This is a genomic window from Bacteroides sp. L008 (genome assembly GCF_040812255.1).
Classification (GTDB): Bacteria; Bacteroidota; Bacteroidia; order Bacteroidales; family Bacteroidaceae; genus Bacteroides; species Bacteroides vicugnae.
On the sequence record NZ_JBFNXO010000001.1, the window covers coordinates 859,163 to 877,968 of the forward strand.

Annotated in this window: 14 protein-coding genes and 1 pseudogene; 5 read left to right on the forward strand and 10 right to left on the reverse strand. The window is 42.9% G+C overall.

Annotated elements, in window-relative coordinates:
• Positions 1-202: 202 nt before the first annotated feature.
• The 6 genes from gcvP to AB3G73_RS03590 form a co-directional block, all read right to left on the reverse strand.
• Complete coding sequence (gene gcvP / locus AB3G73_RS03565; RefSeq protein ID WP_367742818.1) at positions 203-3,052, reverse strand: aminomethyl-transferring glycine dehydrogenase; 2,850 nt, start codon at positions 3,050-3,052, stop codon at positions 203-205.
• Between the two features lie 109 nt (positions 3,053-3,161).
• On the reverse strand, positions 3,162-3,800 hold the full coding sequence (locus tag AB3G73_RS03570; RefSeq protein ID WP_367742820.1) for an MBL fold metallo-hydrolase: 639 nt from the start codon (positions 3,798-3,800) through the stop codon (positions 3,162-3,164).
• 43 nt (positions 3,801-3,843) lie between these two features.
• Complete coding sequence (rsmG, locus tag AB3G73_RS03575) at positions 3,844-4,464, reverse strand: 16S rRNA (guanine(527)-N(7))-methyltransferase RsmG (RefSeq protein WP_217722242.1); 621 nt, start codon at positions 4,462-4,464, stop codon at positions 3,844-3,846.
• Between the two features lie 112 nt (positions 4,465-4,576).
• Positions 4,577-5,428 carry a DUF3298 and DUF4163 domain-containing protein gene (locus AB3G73_RS03580; protein WP_074557205.1) on the reverse strand — a complete coding sequence of 284 codons (852 nt, stop codon included), beginning with the start codon at positions 5,426-5,428 and terminating at the stop codon, positions 4,577-4,579.
• A 144-nt stretch (positions 5,429-5,572) separates the two neighbouring features.
• Positions 5,573-5,806 carry a YecH family metal-binding protein gene (locus AB3G73_RS03585; protein WP_074557207.1) on the reverse strand — a complete coding sequence of 78 codons (234 nt, stop codon included), beginning with the start codon at positions 5,804-5,806 and terminating at the stop codon, positions 5,573-5,575.
• A gap of 74 nt (positions 5,807-5,880) precedes the next feature.
• Positions 5,881-6,966, reverse strand: coding sequence for a metallophosphoesterase (locus tag AB3G73_RS03590; RefSeq protein ID WP_321020316.1), 1,086 nt, complete (start codon positions 6,964-6,966; stop codon positions 5,881-5,883).
• Positions 6,967-7,163: 197 nt separating this feature from the next.
• On the opposite strand from AB3G73_RS03590, the gene AB3G73_RS03595 reads away from it, so the two are divergent.
• From AB3G73_RS03595 to AB3G73_RS03610, 4 genes are all read left to right on the forward strand, one after another.
• Positions 7,164-7,562, forward strand: a complete 399-nt coding sequence (locus AB3G73_RS03595; protein WP_074557273.1) for a hypothetical protein — start codon at positions 7,164-7,166, stop codon at positions 7,560-7,562.
• Positions 7,563-7,686: 124 nt separating this feature from the next.
• Positions 7,687-9,909, forward strand: coding sequence for a TonB-dependent receptor (locus tag AB3G73_RS03600; protein WP_195649738.1), 2,223 nt, complete (start codon positions 7,687-7,689; stop codon positions 9,907-9,909).
• A 73-nt stretch (positions 9,910-9,982) separates the two neighbouring features.
• Positions 9,983-10,306, forward strand: a complete 324-nt coding sequence (locus AB3G73_RS03605; protein ID WP_074557212.1) for a heavy-metal-associated domain-containing protein — start codon at positions 9,983-9,985, stop codon at positions 10,304-10,306.
• 97 nt (positions 10,307-10,403) lie between these two features.
• Positions 10,404-12,614, forward strand: coding sequence for a heavy metal translocating P-type ATPase (locus AB3G73_RS03610; RefSeq protein WP_148367229.1), 2,211 nt, complete (start codon positions 10,404-10,406; stop codon positions 12,612-12,614).
• Between the two features lie 139 nt (positions 12,615-12,753).
• Here AB3G73_RS03610 and AB3G73_RS03615 read toward each other — a convergent pair whose 3' ends face one another.
• Positions 12,754-13,593, reverse strand: coding sequence for a helix-turn-helix domain-containing protein (locus AB3G73_RS03615; RefSeq protein ID WP_074636520.1), 840 nt, complete (start codon positions 13,591-13,593; stop codon positions 12,754-12,756).
• A 66-nt stretch (positions 13,594-13,659) separates the two neighbouring features.
• On the opposite strand from AB3G73_RS03615, the gene lipB reads away from it, so the two are divergent.
• Complete coding sequence (lipB, locus tag AB3G73_RS03620; protein WP_074557218.1) at positions 13,660-14,343, forward strand: lipoyl(octanoyl) transferase LipB; 684 nt, start codon at positions 13,660-13,662, stop codon at positions 14,341-14,343.
• On the opposite strand, the gene AB3G73_RS03625 is transcribed toward lipB, so the two are convergent.
• From AB3G73_RS03625 to AB3G73_RS03635, 3 genes and pseudogenes are all read right to left on the reverse strand, one after another.
• Complete coding sequence (locus AB3G73_RS03625; RefSeq protein WP_367742826.1) at positions 14,300-15,217, reverse strand: PorV/PorQ family protein; 918 nt, start codon at positions 15,215-15,217, stop codon at positions 14,300-14,302. The genes lipB and AB3G73_RS03625 overlap by 44 nt on opposite strands.
• A 2-nt stretch (positions 15,218-15,219) precedes the next feature.
• Complete coding sequence (locus tag AB3G73_RS03630) at positions 15,220-16,776, reverse strand: N-acetylmuramoyl-L-alanine amidase-like domain-containing protein (protein WP_367742829.1); 1,557 nt, start codon at positions 16,774-16,776, stop codon at positions 15,220-15,222.
• A gap of 6 nt (positions 16,777-16,782) precedes the next feature.
• Positions 16,783-18,771 (reverse strand): annotated as a pseudogene (locus tag AB3G73_RS03635) (OPT family oligopeptide transporter).
• Positions 18,772-18,806 lie beyond the last annotated feature (35 nt).

An 18,806-nucleotide genomic window follows, 5' to 3' on the forward strand; every position in this document is an offset into this window, starting at 1 on the left:
ATACCCGGCACTCTATTTGTGAAACGACATTTCATTATTCTTGAAGCGGTATCTTGATGTTCTTGGTCCGACACCTCAATACGCTTAAAGCGGTGTCTTACGATACTTAAAGCGGCACTTTAGGACTCCTAAAACGCCGCTTTATTTTTATACTATCTTTCCTGATTTAGGTAGACTGTCTGCCCTGTTTCAAAAGGACATATCAGTCAAAAGATCCATATCGGGTTGGCAACAGTTTGCGGTCTCCCAAGGTGTTATCTACGCGAGCTACATTTATCCAAAATTTATTATCACGTACGCTTTCTATAGGATAGGCTGCTTTCTCGCGTGTATATGAGTGTTCCCAACGATCACTTACAATTTCGTATTCCGGATGAGGAGCATTAATCAATACATTATCATCTTTATCCGCTTCGCCATTCTTTACTTCTTGAATTTCTTTCCAGATATTCAGCATGACATCTACGAAATTGTCTAGTTCTGCCAGACTTTCACTTTCTGTCGGTTCAATCATCAACGTACCGTGGACAGGGAAAGAGAGGGTAGGAGCATGATAACCATAATCCATCAGACGTTTGGCAATATCATTCTCCGAGATACCTGCTTCCTCATGTACTTTCCGGCATTCCAGAATCATTTCGTGTCCTACGAAACCGTTGGCTCCCCGATAAACAACTCCATAGGTATCTTTCAGACAACTAGCCAGATAATTGGCATTCAGGATCGCAATTTTAGTTGCCTGTGTCAGTCCTTCCGCACCCATCATACGGATATATCCATATGTGATAGGCAGAATACCTGCACTGCCGAATGGAGCTGCTGATACTTGATTTTGTGAGTTGCCGAAGATTCCGTGTCCGGGAAGGAAAGAAACCAGATGTTCGGCTACGCAGATAGGACCGACTCCTGGACCTCCGCCACCATGAGGGGAAGCGAATGTTTTATGAAGATTCAAGTGGCAGACATCCGCACCGATGAATCCCGGATTGGTTAATCCTACTTGTGCATTCATGTTGGCTCCATCCATATATACTTGTGCACCACAGGCGTGAATGATGTCGCAAATCTCTTTTATCTCGGTTTCGAAGATACCATGTGTAGAAGGATAAGTAATCATCAGTGCAGCCAAATCATCTTTATTCTCTTCTGCTTTTGCACGCAAGTCGGCCATTTCTACATTCCCTTGCTCGTCGCATGCACAGGTAACAGTCACAAAGCCTGCCTGTATAGCTGACGCAGGATTTGTTCCGTGAGCCGAAGCCGGAATCAAGACTTTGTTCCGGTGTCCCTGACCGATACTTTCGAGATAGGCACGAATCACACGAAGGCCTGCATATTCTCCCGCGGCACCCGAATTGGGTTGTAGGCTGACTCCTGCAAATCCGGTGATAACTTTCAAATCTTCACTTAGGTTCTTGATTAATTCACGATAACCTTCTGCCTGATCTTCCGGGACCAGCGGGTGCATACCCATAAACTCGGGACGGCTTAAAGGCAACATTTCCGCGGCTGCATTCAGCTTCATTGTACATGAACCGAGGGAAATCATAGATTGTGCAAGAGAAATATCTTTGCGGTTCAGACGTTTGATGTAACGCATCATCTCTGTTTCCGTGTGATACTTGCTGAATACTTCGTGTGTCAGGAAAGGCGTTGTACGTTTCAAAGCCTTGTCGATATTGCTTCTTTCCGGAATATCGTCCACTTTCTGATAATCTTTTCCGGCGGCAATGGCAAAAATCGAGAGCAACACATTGGCAGCTGCCACGTCTGTTGTTTCGTCAATGCTGAAACCGACATTGCCATTTTCATAATAGCGCAGATTAACTTCTTTGGTAAGTGCTATCGTACGGATTTGCTGTGCCGAAACGTGTTCGGGCAATTCGAAACGTAAGGTGTCAAAGTATTGAGCGTTGACTTGTGTATATCCGCATTTCTTTAATTGCTTTTCAAGAAATACAGTAATGCTGTGTATACGCGATGCAATTGTAGTGATACCCTCCTGACCGTGATAAACAGCATAAAAGCCTGCCATAGTAGCTAATAGTGCCTGTGCGGTACAGATATTTGAAGTTGCTTTTTCCCGTTTGATATGTTGTTCACGTGTCTGTAAAGCCATTCGGTAGCAGAGCTTGCCATATTTGTCTTTGGACCATCCGATGATTCGTCCCGGCATATTCCGTTTATATTCATCTTTGGTAGCAAAGAAAGCAGCCGATGGACCGCCATAGAACATTGGAGTACCTAGGCGTTGTGTGGTTCCGAATACAATATCTGCTCCCCATTCTCCCGGAGGAGTTAGCAGGGCGAGACTTAAAATATCAGTGGCAACAGCTACTTTGCAGTCTGCAGCATGTGCCTTTTCGGTAAATTCGGAATAGTCCTCTACGTTTCCATGTGAGTTCGGATATTGCAGAATACAGGCAAACACTTCCGGTGAAGGTTCAAAATCTTTATATTTGCCTACACGTAGTTCGATGCCTTGGGGTACGGCACGTGTAGTCATAACAGCTAATGTCTGCGGAAAAATATTCTCGTCTACGAAGACTACGTTCGCATTGGCTTTCTGTTGTGCGCGAGAGCGTAAGGCATACATCATGCTTACGGCTTCGGCGGCGGCAGTTGCTTCGTCCAAAAGTGAGCAGTTGGCGAGTGGCATGGCAGTAAGGTCACATACGGCTGTCTGGAAATTCATCAATGCTTCCAGACGTCCTTGCGATACCTCTGTCTGGTACGGAGTGTAAGAAGTATACCATACCGGGTTTTCGAATACATTCCGCTGGATAACGGCCGGAGTGACCGTGTTGTACCATCCCAAACCGATATATGTAGTATATAGTTTGTTTTTAGCTGCCAGTTCAGCGATGTGTTTTCCAAATTCGTATTCCGTCAGCGGACTAGTCAATGCTAGTGGCTCTTTCAGCCGTATATTGGCGGGAATTGTCTGATTAATCAGTTCGTCCAGTGAGTTCACGCCAATTTTGCGGAGCATTATGGCTGTATCTTGTTCATTGATGCCGATGTGACGGCTAGCTAACAAATCGGTTTTCATAATAATCAAGTATTAAATTAAGTGTTAAGTATCAAGTATTAAGTATTACCGCAGTTAATGGGCGATTCACCTTGTTAATACCTAATACTTGATACTTATTCTTTTTTTATTATCTAAAAAATGGGTTTTCAGCTTTCTCCATTCCGATAGTCGTGGGAGCACCGTGCCCCGGATAAACGACTGTTTCGTTGGGGAGAACAAATAAACGGCTGCAAATATGTTCTATCAGTTCATCGAAGTTACCTCCTGTGAGATCAGCGCGGCCGATGCTGCCTTGGAACAGGACGTCGCCGGAGAACATGCAGTTGTCTTCTTTGCAATAGTACACCAAGCTGCCGGGTGAATGTCCGGGCACGTGTATCGCTTCCAGTTTGGTATGTCCGAAAGTGATGATATCTCCGTCATGCAGGTATTTGCCCAGTGGTACAGGTTCTTCCTGCAACTGAAAACCAAACATTCTGCTTTGTTTCGGTGCTTCGTCAATCCAGTACTCGTCTGCTTTGTTTGCTTCTGCCGATAATCCGAATTCTTTTAGCATGAACGGATTTCCGAAGATATGATCCAGGTGTAAATGAGTATTCAGCAGATGCTTTACATTCAGTTCATTGGTCAGAATGAACTTTTTCAGTGCCTGCTTTTCTTCTTCATAGAAACAGCCCGGATCAATTATGACTGCTTCTTTAGTGTCATCCCATAATACGTAGCAATTTACGGGAAACATATTAAATTCAAATCTTTTTATTTTCATGGTTTCTCTATGATTTATCATCTATCAGAACATATAGTCTTGTTTAAATCGGAACATATACCACTTTTTTTGTTTTAAAGAACTCTTCCTCGAAGTTGTCGCTCAAGCTATGAATGACCGTTTTATGTTTGAACGGCATTGTTTCGTGCTCCAGTTCACCGCCTTTGAGACAGATAAGTCCGTTGGGCAATGCATTCTGTTGTTTCGAAGAGATATTCTTTTTGATAATCTTAATCAAATCCGCCAAAGGCATTACGGCACGGCTGACAACAAAGTCGAACGTTTGTTTCTCCTCTTCTGCACGGGCATGGCGGAAAGTCACATTTTTCAGTCCGATGGCATTTGCCACTTCGGTTGCTACACGTACTTTCTTGCCGATGCTGTCTACGAGGTGGAATTTTACCTCGGGAAACAGGATTGCTAAAGGAATGCCGGGAAAACCTCCTCCTGTACCCAAGTCCATGATGCTGGTTCCGGGGCGGAATTGGATGACTTTGGCAATGCCTAATGAATGGAGCACGTGATGCTCATATAGATTCTCAATGTCCTTGCGGGAGATAACGTTGATTTTTGAATTCCAGTCAGTGTAGAGGGCGTATAGAGCTGCGAATTGTTTGCGCTGCTCTTCCGTCAGATCAGGAAAATATTTCAGTATGATTTCCACTTTTGAATTTTGAATTATAAGTTTTGAATGATAGATGTGGATGAATATCCTATTTTGTCACATGGAAGTGATAACAACAGGGTATTCATTGGTGTTCAGCTTTTTATGAATTTTAATTTTTCAGCTCTCCCAGAATCGGGTTACTGCCTAATAGATGTTCCATCATAGCAAATGGGATTGTTACCTTTACAGGTCCCATAGAATAAGGAGTGATATCATATACATTATAATAGAAGGTGACTCCTTCTTTGCTTAGGTAGAAATTCTCTGTCGGAGTGATGTCACCGGTTGAAGCATATCCCATGTCTTCCAATGCTTCGTGAGTGGTCACTTTGTTGTCCGCCATGAGCTGATTCCAGATCAGGTCGGTCAATGCATCTTTGTAGTCTCCGACAAAAATATCATCGAGACGGAGCGGACGCATCAGGGTGAGGTCCATATTTAAATAAGTTGCCATGTAAATACCATGTGCACCTCCGGTATATTCGTTATAGTCGATGCGGTATACAAGCAGGTCTTTATCATACAGTTGCACATGGCTCTCTATACCTTTATAATAAGAATACCAGGCACCGATGGAAGATTCGTCTTCCTTGTCTTTCTCATCCTCGGTATACATAGGCTCGAGATCGCGTCGGTATTCGCTGATATAATTCTCGGTATATTGCTTTACAACTTCTTCCGGTTTTTCACCGATGTATTTATCACCGAAACAGGCCGAAATGAAATAAGTATTCAGACTGTCTTTCAGCATATCATCCGATGATTTTACCGGATAAGCAAAATTAATAATAATATTGCAGGCCGGTTTGGCTGTATCATTGAAGAGGTGCGCTGTCTTATTCACTTGAATGCTATCAAACTGTAACGCACCTGTGTTTTTGTTCATCTTGTCATGACAAGAAAACAAAAAGCCGCTTACCGAAAGTATAATTGCAAGCAGACTGACATATTGTTTTTTCATACCCGTTTTTTCTGTAAATTCAACATTTGTTTTATCATTCACTATTGACAAATATAGATGAAATTCGTGAATCGGGCTAATAAAAACAGAAAAATTTGCAGCTATTTATCCCCTAAAATGGGATTGGCGGATATTATCCGCCAATCAATGCTTGCAAACTTTAGTGATATCTACTGTGAATCCATCTTCAGCAGGCATAAACTTCCCTTTCATTTTGAGAAATTCGATAAGGGTATCTACATCCATGTTTTCTGCCGAGCAAGTATAAAAACGTTGCTGTGAGCCAAACTTCTTAATGATTGCTTCCCGCAATGATGATTCCGAGTAGCTATTTCCTTCCATCATGTGGAGGACTTCATGAGCATGTAATTGTTCCATAATCTTTTTTTTCTGCAAAGATAGGGCAGAGATTACTCAGAAACTGTAACATATGTGACAAAACTGCATAATATTCATTGAAAATTGAAAATAACCATTTCACTATACGTTCCTATTCTGAAAGGTGGTCCCCAAAGAGATAATCCGGAAGATACATACACGTGACTGTTTCCCCATTGGCGATAACCGTGGCTTTGCTCGAATATAGATTCGGTCACCCAACTAATAGGCCATATTTGTCCGTGGTGTGTATGCCCGCTGAATTGCAGGTCGATGCCGGCAGCTTCTGTTTCTTCTAAATCAAAAGGTTGATGATCCAATAAAATGATAGGTTTGCTTTTATCGACATTCACCATTAATTCTTGCAGGGAACGACGCTTTCGGTTATGGCGGTCATCACGTCCTATCAGTTGTATGCCATTAGGAAGTGTGACTACTGAATCGCGCAATAATTGTATTGGAGTGCTTTTTATATATCGGATACTTTCATCGATACCACTAATGTATTCGTGATTGCCGAGAACCATATAGATACCCATAGGAGCTTTCAAGTCGCCCAATTCTTCCGCCATATTCTCTGTATAAAGAGGTACGACGCTATTATCAATCAAGTCGCCACTAATCAGTATCAAGTCGGGATGCTGTGCATTTATCATTTCCACATATTTTTTTAATGCGGCTTTCCCTGTACCATTTCCCAAGTGAATATCGCTGATTGCAACGATTTTAATTGCTTGGGGAGTATCTCCATATTGTTTGTTGGTTAAAATGCTGACTACATTGGTTTCCGGATGATGATAGTTATACACTCCATATCCCAGCAGTCCCAACGTGAACACTAAAGACAGATAGAACCTATATTTGCAGACAACTTTGAATAATTTCAAGATATCAAACAAAAGTAGGAATAATGCCATGTATAAAGTAAATATCAGCCAACTTGTTCCAATGGTGTACATCGAATGGGAGATAAAGACAGGTATCTCAAGGTTACGAGCCAGCATCGTGCCGAAAAAGGATAAAGCACATATCCAGAATAAAACGGTCAGGAATATTTTTACTCCGAGAGATTTAACCTTCAGAGCTTGTTTTGCTCTGATAAATATGTAGGCATTACCTACCAGATAAAGAGTGATAATAATCAGTAAATATGTAAGCATAGTGTTTACTTAAAAATCAGAGGAATTATTGGGGCAAAGATAGGTTTTATTGTTGAGTAAAAAGAGTTAATAGTGCTGATATGACTCTAAAATAGCCAAATAAAGGAAAGGGAATGGTGTCTGTAACGGATTGATTGAATCTTAATTACGAAAAATTATAGGAAAATCTGTTTTTATTCTTATCTTTGTCCTCTGAAATGAAAAGACTAGCCTACATAACAGCACTCATCCTCTCTCTCCTGATTATCTATTCAGGAGGCGGAGTCTCTATTGTGCGTTATTGCTGTGCCCGTTGTGAAACGGTGCAGAGCTGTTGTGATACAGGCTGTCCGAAGTGTAAAAAGGCTCATACTTGTGATTCAAAAAAAGGTTGTAAAGATAAAGGTTGTACAGCTACTATCTATAAGCTCGATTTGATGAAACATGCTACTGAACTGACAACATCTGCTTTGGTAGTCGATCTTTTGTGTGAGCATTTTTGCTATCTGTTGACTCCGACCTATGCGGATAAACCGGTAGAATATGATAGTCTGACCTCTCCGCCACCTCTCTGTTCGAGGCAGAAGTTGGCGTTATATTCCACTTATATTATTTAGCCACTATTTCTTTCTTATTTATTCCTTTGCTTTCTATTGAATATGAAAGTAAAGCAAAACTGAATGCAACTAAGTTGCATGAGAAATGAATTAATTTTGTATCTCGAAAGTAACTTTAGAAAGAATGAAATATATGATAATAGGGCTGTTCCTGTTATTTGCCGGTAATATATATGCGCAAGTACGGGGAACAGTGAAAGATAGTGCTGGGGAGGCTATTCCGGGTGCAAATGTGTTTTGGATGAATACAGGACAAGGAGTGACAACTAAGGAAGATGGTAGTTTTTCTATTGTAAAACCTTCCAAAAGCCACATGTTAATAATCAGTTTTATTGGTTTCCAGAATGATACCATTCATGTGAGCAGTAAAAATCAGCAGTTGGATATTGTGCTTCGTGATGGAGTGGAATTGAATGAGGTGAATATTGTCACTCGCAAATTAGGAACGATGAAATTACGCAGTAGCGTGATGAACGAAGATATGATAAGCAGTGCTGAACTGAGTAGAGCTGCTTGTTGTAATCTGGGTGAAAGTTTTGTGACCAATCCTTCGGTAGATGTGAGCTATTCTGATGCAGCAACAGGGGCCAAGCAGATTAAATTGTTGGGACTGTCCGGCACTTATGTGCAGATGTTGACGGAAAATATTCCGAATTATCGTGGGGCGGCTTCTCCTTATGGACTAGGGTATGTCCCGGGTCCGTGGATGCAGAGTATACAAGTTTCCAAAGGAACATCTTCAGTAAAGAATGGTTATGAAGCCATCACGGGACAGATTAACGTGGAATTTAAGAAGCCGCAGTTGCCGGAAGCCGACTGGGTATCTGCCAATCTTTTTGCAAGCACTACCAACCGGTATGAAGCCAATGCAGATGCTACATTGAAACTTTCCAAACGGTGGAGCACTTCTCTGCTGGCGCATTATGAAAATGAGACTAAAGCACATGATGGTAATGATGACGGATTTGTGGATATTCCTCAAGTAGAGCAGTATAACGTGTGGAACCGATGGGCATATATGGGCGACCATTATGTTTTTCAGGCAGGTATCAAAGCTCTTTCCGAAACACGTACCAGCGGACAAGCCAATCATGGAGGGGCAATACACTCCGGTGATTTATATAAAGTGGGGATTGATACGGAACGTTATGAATTCTTCACCAAGAATGCGTACATATTTAATAAGGAGAAGAATACGAATCTGGCTTTGATTCTTTCCGCTACTTTGCACAATCAGGATGCTACGTATGGGCGCAAACTGTATAATGTGGATCAAACCAACGTTTATGCTTCGCTGATGTTTGAAACGGAATTTAATCCGCAGAACAGCTTTTCTGCAGGATTAAGCTTCAATTATGACGCTTACGACCAGCATTATCGTTTGGAGAATAATACGGATAATCCTCTCAAAGCTTTTGAAAAGGAAGCTGTTCCCGGTGCATACGTGCAATATACGTTGAACCTGAATGATAAATGGATGGTGATGGCGGGTTTGCGTGGAGACTACAGTAACGAACATGGTTTCTTTGTGACTCCGCGTGCACATCTTAAATACAATCCGAATGATTATGTGAACTTCCGTCTTTCTGCCGGAAAAGGGTATCGTACCAATCATGTGCTGGCAGAAAACAATTATCTGCTTTCCAGTAGTCGTAGGGTAGAAATAGCTAAGAATCTGGATATGGAAGAAGCATGGAATTACGGTGCTAGTGTATCTACTTATATTCCTATATTCGGCAAGACGCTGAATGTAAATGCGGAATACTATTACACGGATTTCTTGAAACAAGTAATAGTGGATATGGATAGCAACCCTCATGAAGTGGCTTTCTATAATTTGGATGGACGTTCTTACTCGCATGTATTTCAGGTGGAAGCAAGTTATCCTTTCTTTAAAGGATTTACCTTGACAGGAGCTTACCGACTCACGGATGCAAAAACGACTTACAAGGGAGTGCGAATGGAGAAACCTCTAACCAGCAAATACAAAGGCTTGCTCACTGCTTCCTACCAGACTCCGCTGGGAATTTGGCAGTTTGATGCAACACTGCAACTGAATGGTGGAGGTAGGATGCCTACTCCTTATGAATTGGGAGATGGACAGTTGTCTTGGGAACGCCGTTATGGTAGTTTTGAGCAGTTGAGCTTACAGGTGACACGTTACTTCCGCCGCTGGTCTATCTATGTAGGAGGCGAGAACCTGACCAATTTCAAACAAAAGAATCCGATTATCGATGCGGCAAATCCTTGGGGAAGCAACTTTGATTCCACGATGATATGGGGACCGGTACACGGGGCAAAAGGATATATCGGAATACGTTTTAATTTAGCTAGGAATAGTGAGTAAAAACAGAAGAATAGTGAGTAGCGAAACGATCGCATAGAAAATAAAGAATACTAATTTTAAACTGATAGGAAAAATGAAAACAAAAAGATGGATGGCCACTTGCGTGGTGGCTCTTTTGAGTGTAGCAGCTGTATTGGCAAAAGATATTCGTGTAGTCGTATTTAAAGTGTCCCAGATGCATTGTGAGAAATGCGAAAAGAAAGTAAAAGACAATATGCGTTTTGAAAAAGGATTGAAGGATATTGCGACCGAAGTAAAAACTAAATTGGTGACTATCACGTATGATGCTGAAAAAACGAATGTAAAGAACTTGCAAGCAGGATTTAACAAGTTTAATTATGAAGCTGAATTTGTAAAAGAAACAAAGAAAGACGATCAGAAGACTGATAAGAAGTAATTGAACAAATACCTGTATTAGCTTGTTTCTATAAACAAACAATGGTTCTTCCCCGACTTCTTTCCGAGAGGAAGGGAAGACCATAAATAATAATTATATGGGTAACACAATAAAAAAGGCATTTCCTGTGCTTAATATGCATTGTGCAGGATGTGCCAATAATGTAGAAAAAACAGTGAAAAAATTGCCGGGAGTCATTGAGGCTTCCGTTAATTTTGCTACCAATACATTGACCGTTTCTTATGAGAAAGACCAGCTGACTCCCGGAGAAATCCGTGCGGCTGTGCTTGCGGCAGGTTATGATCTGATTGTGGAAGAAGCCCACAAAGAGGAACGCCGGGAAGAGGAGCAGCAGATGCGTTACACTCGTTTGAAGTGGAAAGTGATTGGGGCTTGGATTTTGGTAGTACCGTTGTTGGTATTTTCCATGATACTGATGCATGTACCATACTCTAATGAGATTCAAATGCTACTTGCTATCCCTGTCATGGTCTTTTTTGGAGGTGGTTTCTTTACCGGGGCTTGGAAACAGGCTAAACTGGGACGGAGCAATATGGATACACTGGTTGCACTTAGTACTTCCATTGCTTTTCTGTTCAGTCTGTTCAATACTTTTTTCCCCGAATTTTGGTATGCTCGCGGATTGGAACCGCACGTCTATTATGAGGCTTCTGCAGTGATTATCGCTTTCGTTCTTACCGGAAAATTGATGGAGGAGCGTGCTAAAGGCAATACCTCGACTGCTATTCGCAAGTTGATGGGAATGCAGCCTAAAGTTGCCCGGGTTCTGCGCAATGGAGTGGAAGAGGAGATTTTGATCGAGAACCTCCAGATAGGTGATATGGTTGTTGTACGTCCGGGAGAACAGATACCTGTGGACGGTCAACTCTCCGAAGGCGATTCGTATGTTGACGAAAGCATGATTAGTGGTGAACCGGTTCCGGTAGAAAAGAAGAAAGGCGATAAAGTCTTGGCAGGAACGATCAACCAGCGTGGCTCATTTATCATACACGCCACACAGGTAGGTAGTGAAACGGTGCTTGCCCGCATCATTTCCATGGTGCAGGAAGCACAGGGTAGCAAAGCTCCCGTGCAACGTATCGTCGACCGTATTACTGGAATTTTCGTACCTGTCGTATTGGGTATTGCCATCCTGACATTTGTTTTATGGGTTGCCATCGGTGGTAGTGAATATATCTCTTATGGTATTCTGTCGGCTGTTTCTGTTCTTGTCATTGCTTGTCCGTGTGCTTTGGGACTTGCTACGCCTACTGCATTGATGGTGGGAATAGGTAAAGCTGCCAGCCAGCATATTCTGATTAAAGATGCAGTAGCTTTGGAACAAATGCGTAAAGTGGATGTCGTTGTACTGGATAAAACCGGGACATTGACTGAAGGACACCCTACTGCTACCGGATGGTTATGGGCACAATCGCAGGAACCTCATTTCAAAGATGTGCTTTTAGCCGCAGAAATGAAATCGGAGCATCCGCTTGCCGGTGCTATCGTTTCTGCACTTCAGGATGAAGAGAAAATAAAACCTGCTACGTTGGATAGTTTCGAAAGTATTACGGGAAAAGGAATCAAAGTCTCTTATGAAGGACATACCTACTGGGTAGGTAGTCATAAACTCCTAAAAGATTTCAGTGCGACAGTAAATGATGTGATGGCTGAAATGCTGGTTCGCTATGAATCGGATGGCAATGGTATTATCTACTTTGGACGCGAAAACGAGTTATTGGCTATCATTGCTGTTTCTGACCCGATAAAGGCTACTTCTGCCGAAGCGGTAAAAGAACTGAAACGTCAAGGTATTGACATCTGTATGTTGACGGGTGACGGGCAGCGGACGGCATTAGCTGTTTCTTCCCGTTTAGGAATTGAACGTTTTGTTGCTGACGCTCTGCCGGACGATAAGGCCGAATTTGTGCGTGAGCTTCAAATGCAGGGAAAGAAAGTCGCTATGGTAGGAGATGGTATCAATGATTCGCAGGCTCTAGCACTGGCTGACGTGAGCATTGCCATGGGGAAAGGAACTGATATTGCTATGGACGTAGCTATGGTAACCTTGATGACATCGGATTTATTGCTGCTTCCTAAAGCTTTTCAGCTGTCAAAGCAGACGGTCAAACTGATTCATCAGAATCTTTTCTGGGCGTTTATTTATAATCTGATCGGGATTCCTATTGCTGCCGGTATCTTATTTCCATTGAATGAGTTGTTATTGAATCCGATGTTGGCAAGTGCTGCAATGGCCTTCTCCAGTGTGAGTGTAGTGCTCAATTCATTGAGCTTGGGAAGAAAATAAGTAAGCGACTGTAAAAGAAAACAAACTGTAAGTAAATAATAAACGGTGAATACTTTGCGGATCATGCGCAATTTGTTCACCGTTCGTTTTTTTGTAATTCGTTGTTTATAATTTTATCCTCTATCGCTCTTCATAAGAATTATCTGTTTCTGAATTCCAATGGTGTCATTCCTACGTACCGCCTAAAATACTTACCAAAGAATGAGGCGCTGGGGAAGTTTAAAGAATAAGCTATTTCTTGGATAGTCATATTAGTGCCTTTCAGTTTCGCTTTGGCATCCATGATTACAATGTAAGCAATGGTATCTAATACACTTTTACCTGTTACTTGTCTCACAGTTGTGCTTAGATGTTGAAGTGAGATTCCCAGTTTATCGGCGTAGAATTGTGCACGACGTTCATTTTTATAATTCTCGGTGATGGCTTGAATCAATTCCCGGCAGATTTCCTTTTTGCGGTTTGAACTGCTGTTCTCACCCGGAAATTTATGATATATCAGTCGTATGCTTGTCAGGATAGTCTGAAGGGATAATTCAACCAATTCGGAATCCATTTCGAAGTTCTCATTGCAACTGGCCCGTGATAATAGAGCAAAATAGTCTTTCAGATAACTGGCTACTTCTTCATTAAGAGGAACCACCGGTTGCTCTATCAGTTTGGGATATGCATTACCGATATTCTTCATCAGATTGATTCGTCCGGCACAATGGGCAGAGAAGCCGGCAAAGCAAAGACATACTTTTTCTGTTCTCTCCCGGAACTGGATGATTGTTCCCGGTAACAATGTTATCAGGTCATTAGGACGAATTTCATAATCAAGCAGATTGATGGAGGCTTTCATCGAACCTTCGGTACAGATGGCAACAATACATGCCTGCAACCGGCACGATTGCTTATAAATATTGAGAATGTCTTCCGTAACATTCGTCCATGCTAATACTTCGGTAGGCAAGTCTACCTGTGGAAAGTCCATTTTCATAGTTGTGTTTGTTATATTAGGCCAACAAATGTACACATTTTCTTTTTATTTCTTACCTTTGTTTTCATGAAAACAGTTTTTATTGATTGGAATTTTATCCCATATGCCGAAGCATGGCAACGGCAGACAGAATGGTTTGATGAGATTGTCCGGGCAAAAGTTCAGGGCGGGAGTTATGAAAATCGTGTTGTAATGTGCGAGCATCCCCATGTTTATACATTAGGGCGTAGCGGGAAAGAAAATAATATGCTGTTGAGTGGTGAACAGCTGAAAGCTATTGACGCTACTCTTTATCATATTGATCGGGGAGGGGATATTACCTATCATGGCCCCGGACAACTGGTATGCTATCCGATACTGAATCTTGAAGAATTTCAGTTAGGATTGAAAGAATACGTCCATCTGTTGGAAGAAGCGGTGATTCGTGTATGTGCTTCTTATGGCATTGAAGCCGGACGTTTAGAGAAAGCGACAGGAGTGTGGCTGGAGGGTGATACGCCCCGTGCACGTAAGATTTGTGCTATCGGAGTGAGGAGCAGTCACTTTGTCACTATGCACGGACTGGCTTTGAATGTGAATACGGATTTGCGTTATTTCAGCTATATCCACCCTTGTGGGTTTATAGATAAAGGCGTCACTTCTCTTCGTCAGGAATTAAAGCACGATGTGCCGATGGACGAAGTGAAGCAACGCCTCGAAGATGAGCTTAGAAAACTATTCCAACTCCCAGCTGCCAAGTGCGGTGCATAAAGCAATCCTTGTCAGCCAAAGCATAAGAGAAGTCTGCACGTATCGGCCAGAAGTTGATTCCGCAGCCTAAAGTGCCGTAGTTACCTATTCCTTTGTCTTTGTCTCCAAAATGGTATCCTGCACGGACAACACCATATTTCAGGAAATTATATTCGGCTCCTATACCGGCCTGTAAATGACGGATTTCAGAAGGAAGCAGGTAATTAAAGTCGAGCGCAACCTGCAAACGATTTTCTATACTGAATGGCAGGTCGATCGTACCTCCTAAGCCTAATCTGGCAGGTAACTTCTGTCCATCCAGTTTTTTGCCTAAGTTGGCAGCTTGGAAACCAATGCTCCAGGAAGCCATTTCGTCCAACAGAGCCATGCTGCGATAGTAAGTCGCACCGAAGTCCAGGCAAACACTATTCTTGGTGTCTGCACCTTCTGAGGCTTTGGCTTGCAGGTATCTGAACGTTAATGACATAGATAGATTCTTGGCTACATTTCTGAAATAGGCAGCTTCCAGATCCCATATATGCGGACGGTAATCAAATACTTTGGGATCTTTGAAATGCCGGAAACCTATAGCAAATCCATGTATGCCTTCCCTGCCGATCCGATAGAAAAGGGAGGCACTATGTAGCGCATAGTCTTTGTTGATATTAGCGTATGAATAACTCGCCCCCATCACTTCCTGTGAGAAGGCGATGGTAGAAGCATTATGAAAGATAGCTGTACTACCGTTATCGGTGGTAGCTAATCCTGTACCTGCCATACCTGCCGATTGGGCGTCCGGAGTAAGTTCCAGAAAGTAGGCGTTTGCCATTTCTTGTGCTCCCAGCAAAGTGGGGAATAAGCACGAGACGAGAAGGAAATGTTTTACTCGTTTCATAATCAGTTATTTTTAGAGTGAGACATCCGGACAACACGTATGCCTGTCCATGATTTATTGTTGTTTAGCATGTGATTGAGAGGTTCATCGCTGACAACTACTTTTCCCAATGTAGAAGAAGCGTGTAGCAGATGTAGTTTTCCATGTCTATATGCTGCTATTCCCACATGAGCTATATCCAATCCGGACATTTTCGTTGTAATAGCAATAATATCTCCATTCATGATCCAAGGCAATCCGGCTTCCGGCAATTCGTTTTTCGGCAGCCAATGTACCACTTTTCCGGAAATAGCTTTTTCATGTTCGGCCATTTGTAGTACATTTTCCGGCGAATCAGCCATTTTTTTGTATTGCCAGGGGTGAGCGGACATATATGAAAGAGCTAATTTATTTGTATGTAGACTGTTCTTGGCAGTAATATCTGTGAGGAATCCGTGGCGAACGCCGTTTTCAATCCATTCAGAAGTGTAATGCAACCGGGAAGGATATCCGTTGATGATGCCATCCCGATAGCGTATTTTCTGCAGATTGTTAGCAAAGGAAGAGCCGAGTGCTTGTGCAAGTGTATATTCTACAAAAGTGAGGCAATCTACCGCATCAGTCCGAATCACTAGCGTTTCTTTTTCGTCTTGGTCTAATGTGTTGGCCACATATTTGGTTCCCAGGTAAGATTTCCCGATCCGTAACATCGGTTCCGAATCTTCCGGGAATACAACACCGTCGCGCAACCATTTCTCTAATTCTTGTGTCCATTGTTGCTTATATTTAAAACTGTCCTGAAATCCCCAGCCATGTCCTCCGGTAGGATAGACGTGGAGAGTGGCCGGAACTTTATTTTTTTGTAAAGCAAGGTAATAGTTTACTCCATGGTAAGGCGGTACGGAAGGATCGTCGGAGGTAAGAGCTATAAATGCTTGAGGAGTATCGGGAGTTACTTGCAGTTCGGCCGAGAATTTCTGTATCTGTTCCATCGTGGGATTCTTGCCGAGCAATGCCTCTCTTGTATTTCCCCGGGTGACTTGCATCATCGTGACCACCGGATAAAGTAATATCTGAAAATCCGGACGTGTTTCCGAATTATAATGAGTGGCGATTGTAGAAGCTAAATGTCCCCCTGCAGAGGCTCCCATTATTCCTACCTTATGAGGATTGACATTCCATTCCTTGGCATGTTGCCGTACCATGCGAATTGCTTGTTCAGCATCTGATATGGGGACTTCGCTATGTCCGTTCGGCATCCGGTATTTTAATACAATATAGGTGATACCTTGTCCGCAAAACCAAGGGGCCATATCATACCCTTCTCCATCCATACCGAGTCCACGATAACCGCCTCCGGGACACATGATAATGGCCATCCCATTTGGTTTTTCCGGATGGTAGACCGTCATAGTGGGGTATGTGACATTTGTGACAAAATGAGGACGTACTTCCTGCTCTTCTCCGGTTAACCCACTGGAGTTGGGAGCACCGTCGGGCCACAAAGGTAGCTCGACGGGCTGTTGTGCAAATGTTATTGCAGTTATAAGCGATACTATGATGGATAAGAGTCTCCTCATAATTAATTATTTAACTTTCATTGAAGCCTTTATAAAGTAAAGAATCAATAATGCATATGCTCCTAATGCCAACACTTCAGACCAAGTATTGTTCAACCATGCTTCATTGACCAGATTGATTCCGCCAAAGCGCATTGCAGCACTGATTACTCCCATCAATGCACCTCCGGCAATGAAACCGGATGCCAACAAGGTTCCTTTTTCCCCTCTTTCCGTATTCAGGGTTGCGTCTTTGCTACGGGTGGTCACAAACCAATTAACAGCTCCACCCACTACCAACGGCACGTTCAGTTCCAATGGAATAAACATACCCAGCGCGAAAGCTAATGCAGGAATTTTACAAAGAGTCAGAATAATCGCTAAGACAGCACCGATGCCGTATAACAACCAGGGTGCGCCTACACCACTCATCAACGGTTCGATAACGGCTGCCATTGCATTGGCTTGTGGAGCAGCCAGTGCACCACTTGTAAATCCGTATGTCTTATTCAAGATAATCATTACACCACCCACTGTTGCAGCTGATACGATCGTTCCCAGAAACTTCCATGTTTCCTGTTTGGCGGGTGTACTTCCGAGCCAGTACCCAATCTTCAAGTCGGTGATGAAACCTCCTGCCATTGACAGTGCAGTACATACCACACCACCCATCACCAATGCGGCAACCATACCCGAAGGACCTTTCAGACCGACAGCTACCATTACTACGGAGGCCAAAATCAGTGTCATCAACGTCATTCCCGAAACCGGGTTAGTACCTACAATGGCAATGGCATTAGCGGCTACTGTAGTAAACAGGAAAGAGATGCCTGCAACTAAAACGATAGCTACCAACGTATGCAACAGATTCCCTTGCATAACGTCGAGGTAGAAGAATAATACGATTAGTATCAATGTGATGATCGAACCGATAGCGATAATCTTCATTGAAAGATCCCGCTGCGTACGGATAATGCTTTTCTCTACATTTCCTTTACCACCCATCTCTTTAGCAGCTAGTCCGACAGCACTTTTGATGATACTCCAGGAACGGATAATACCAATCACACCTGCCATAGCGATACCACCGATACCGATGCTCTTGGCATAATATTTGAATATCTCTTCCGGACTCATCATTCCTACGGTAGATGTAATTTCCGGGTTCCAGGCATTCAATACACTGTCTCCCCAGATAGCAGACATTCCCGGAATGATAATCCACCATACAGCCAATGAACCGGCACAAATGATGGAAGCATATTTCAGTCCGACGATATATCCCAAACCGAGTACAGCAGCACCGGTATTTACTTTGAATACTAACTTCGCTTTTTCTGCGAGCATTTCTCCGGCACTGCAAACACGGGTGGTAAAGTTCTCGTTCCACTATCCGAAGGTAGCTACGATGAAGTCATATAGTCCACCGATCATACCTGCCATCAACAATGGTTTAGCCTGACTGCCCCCTTTTTCTCCGGAGATCAGCACTTGTGTAGTGGCTGTTGCTTCCGGAAAAGGATATTTTCCATGCATATCACTAACAAAGTATTTTCGGAAAGGAATCAGGAACAAGATACCCAATACGCCACCCAGTAAGGAGCTGATGAATACCTGCATGAAAGTAACCGTCATTTCTGGATATTTGGCTTGAAGAATATAAAGAGCGGGGAGGGTAAAGATCGCTCCGGCAACAATGACACCGGAGCAAGCTCCGATAGACTGGATAATTACATTTTCTCCCAGCGCATTTTTTCTTTTTGCGGCTCCGGAAACTCCTACGGCAATGATGGCAATCGGAATAGCGGCTTCAAATACTTGTCCGACCTTCAACCCCAGATAGGCAGCGGCGGCTGAAAAAAGGATTGCCATGGCAATGCCCCATGCAACTGACCAGATATTAACTTCCGGATAATTTTTTGAGGGACCCATCAACGGGTTGTACACTTCCCCGGGTTTCAACTCTCTGAACGCATTCTCGGGTAACCCGGTGAATTTGTCTTCTTCTTGTTTCATAGTTTTTATAATTTGCTAATGTGTCAATTTACATT

Excerpts from the sequence above, each read along its gene's own strand:
- gcvP (WP_367742818.1), bottom strand. The coding sequence starts at position 3,052 with ATGAAAACCGATTTGTTAGCTAGCCGTCACATCGGCATCAATGAACAA.
- AB3G73_RS03570 (WP_367742820.1), bottom strand. The coding sequence starts at position 3,800 with ATGAAAATAAAAAGATTTGAATTTAATATGTTTCCCGTAAATTGCTAC.
- AB3G73_RS03580 (WP_074557205.1), bottom strand. The coding sequence starts at position 5,428 with ATGAAAAAACAATATGTCAGTCTGCTTGCAATTATACTTTCGGTAAGC.
- AB3G73_RS03585 (WP_074557207.1), bottom strand. The coding sequence starts at position 5,806 with ATGGAACAATTACATGCTCATGAAGTCCTCCACATGATGGAAGGAAAT.
- AB3G73_RS03590 (WP_321020316.1), bottom strand. The coding sequence starts at position 6,966 with ATGCTTACATATTTACTGATTATTATCACTCTTTATCTGGTAGGTAAT.
- AB3G73_RS03595 (WP_074557273.1), top strand. The coding sequence starts at position 7,164 with ATGAAAAGACTAGCCTACATAACAGCACTCATCCTCTCTCTCCTGATT.
- AB3G73_RS03600 (WP_195649738.1), top strand. The coding sequence starts at position 7,687 with ATGAAATATATGATAATAGGGCTGTTCCTGTTATTTGCCGGTAATATA.
- AB3G73_RS03605 (WP_074557212.1), top strand. The coding sequence starts at position 9,983 with ATGAAAACAAAAAGATGGATGGCCACTTGCGTGGTGGCTCTTTTGAGT.
- AB3G73_RS03610 (WP_148367229.1), top strand. The coding sequence starts at position 10,404 with ATGGGTAACACAATAAAAAAGGCATTTCCTGTGCTTAATATGCATTGT.
- AB3G73_RS03615 (WP_074636520.1), bottom strand. The coding sequence starts at position 13,593 with ATGAAAATGGACTTTCCACAGGTAGACTTGCCTACCGAAGTATTAGCA.
- lipB (WP_074557218.1), top strand. The coding sequence starts at position 13,660 with ATGAAAACAGTTTTTATTGATTGGAATTTTATCCCATATGCCGAAGCA.
- AB3G73_RS03625 (WP_367742826.1), bottom strand. The coding sequence starts at position 15,217 with ATGAAACGAGTAAAACATTTCCTTCTCGTCTCGTGCTTATTCCCCACT.
- AB3G73_RS03630 (WP_367742829.1), bottom strand. The coding sequence starts at position 16,776 with ATGAGGAGACTCTTATCCATCATAGTATCGCTTATAACTGCAATAACA.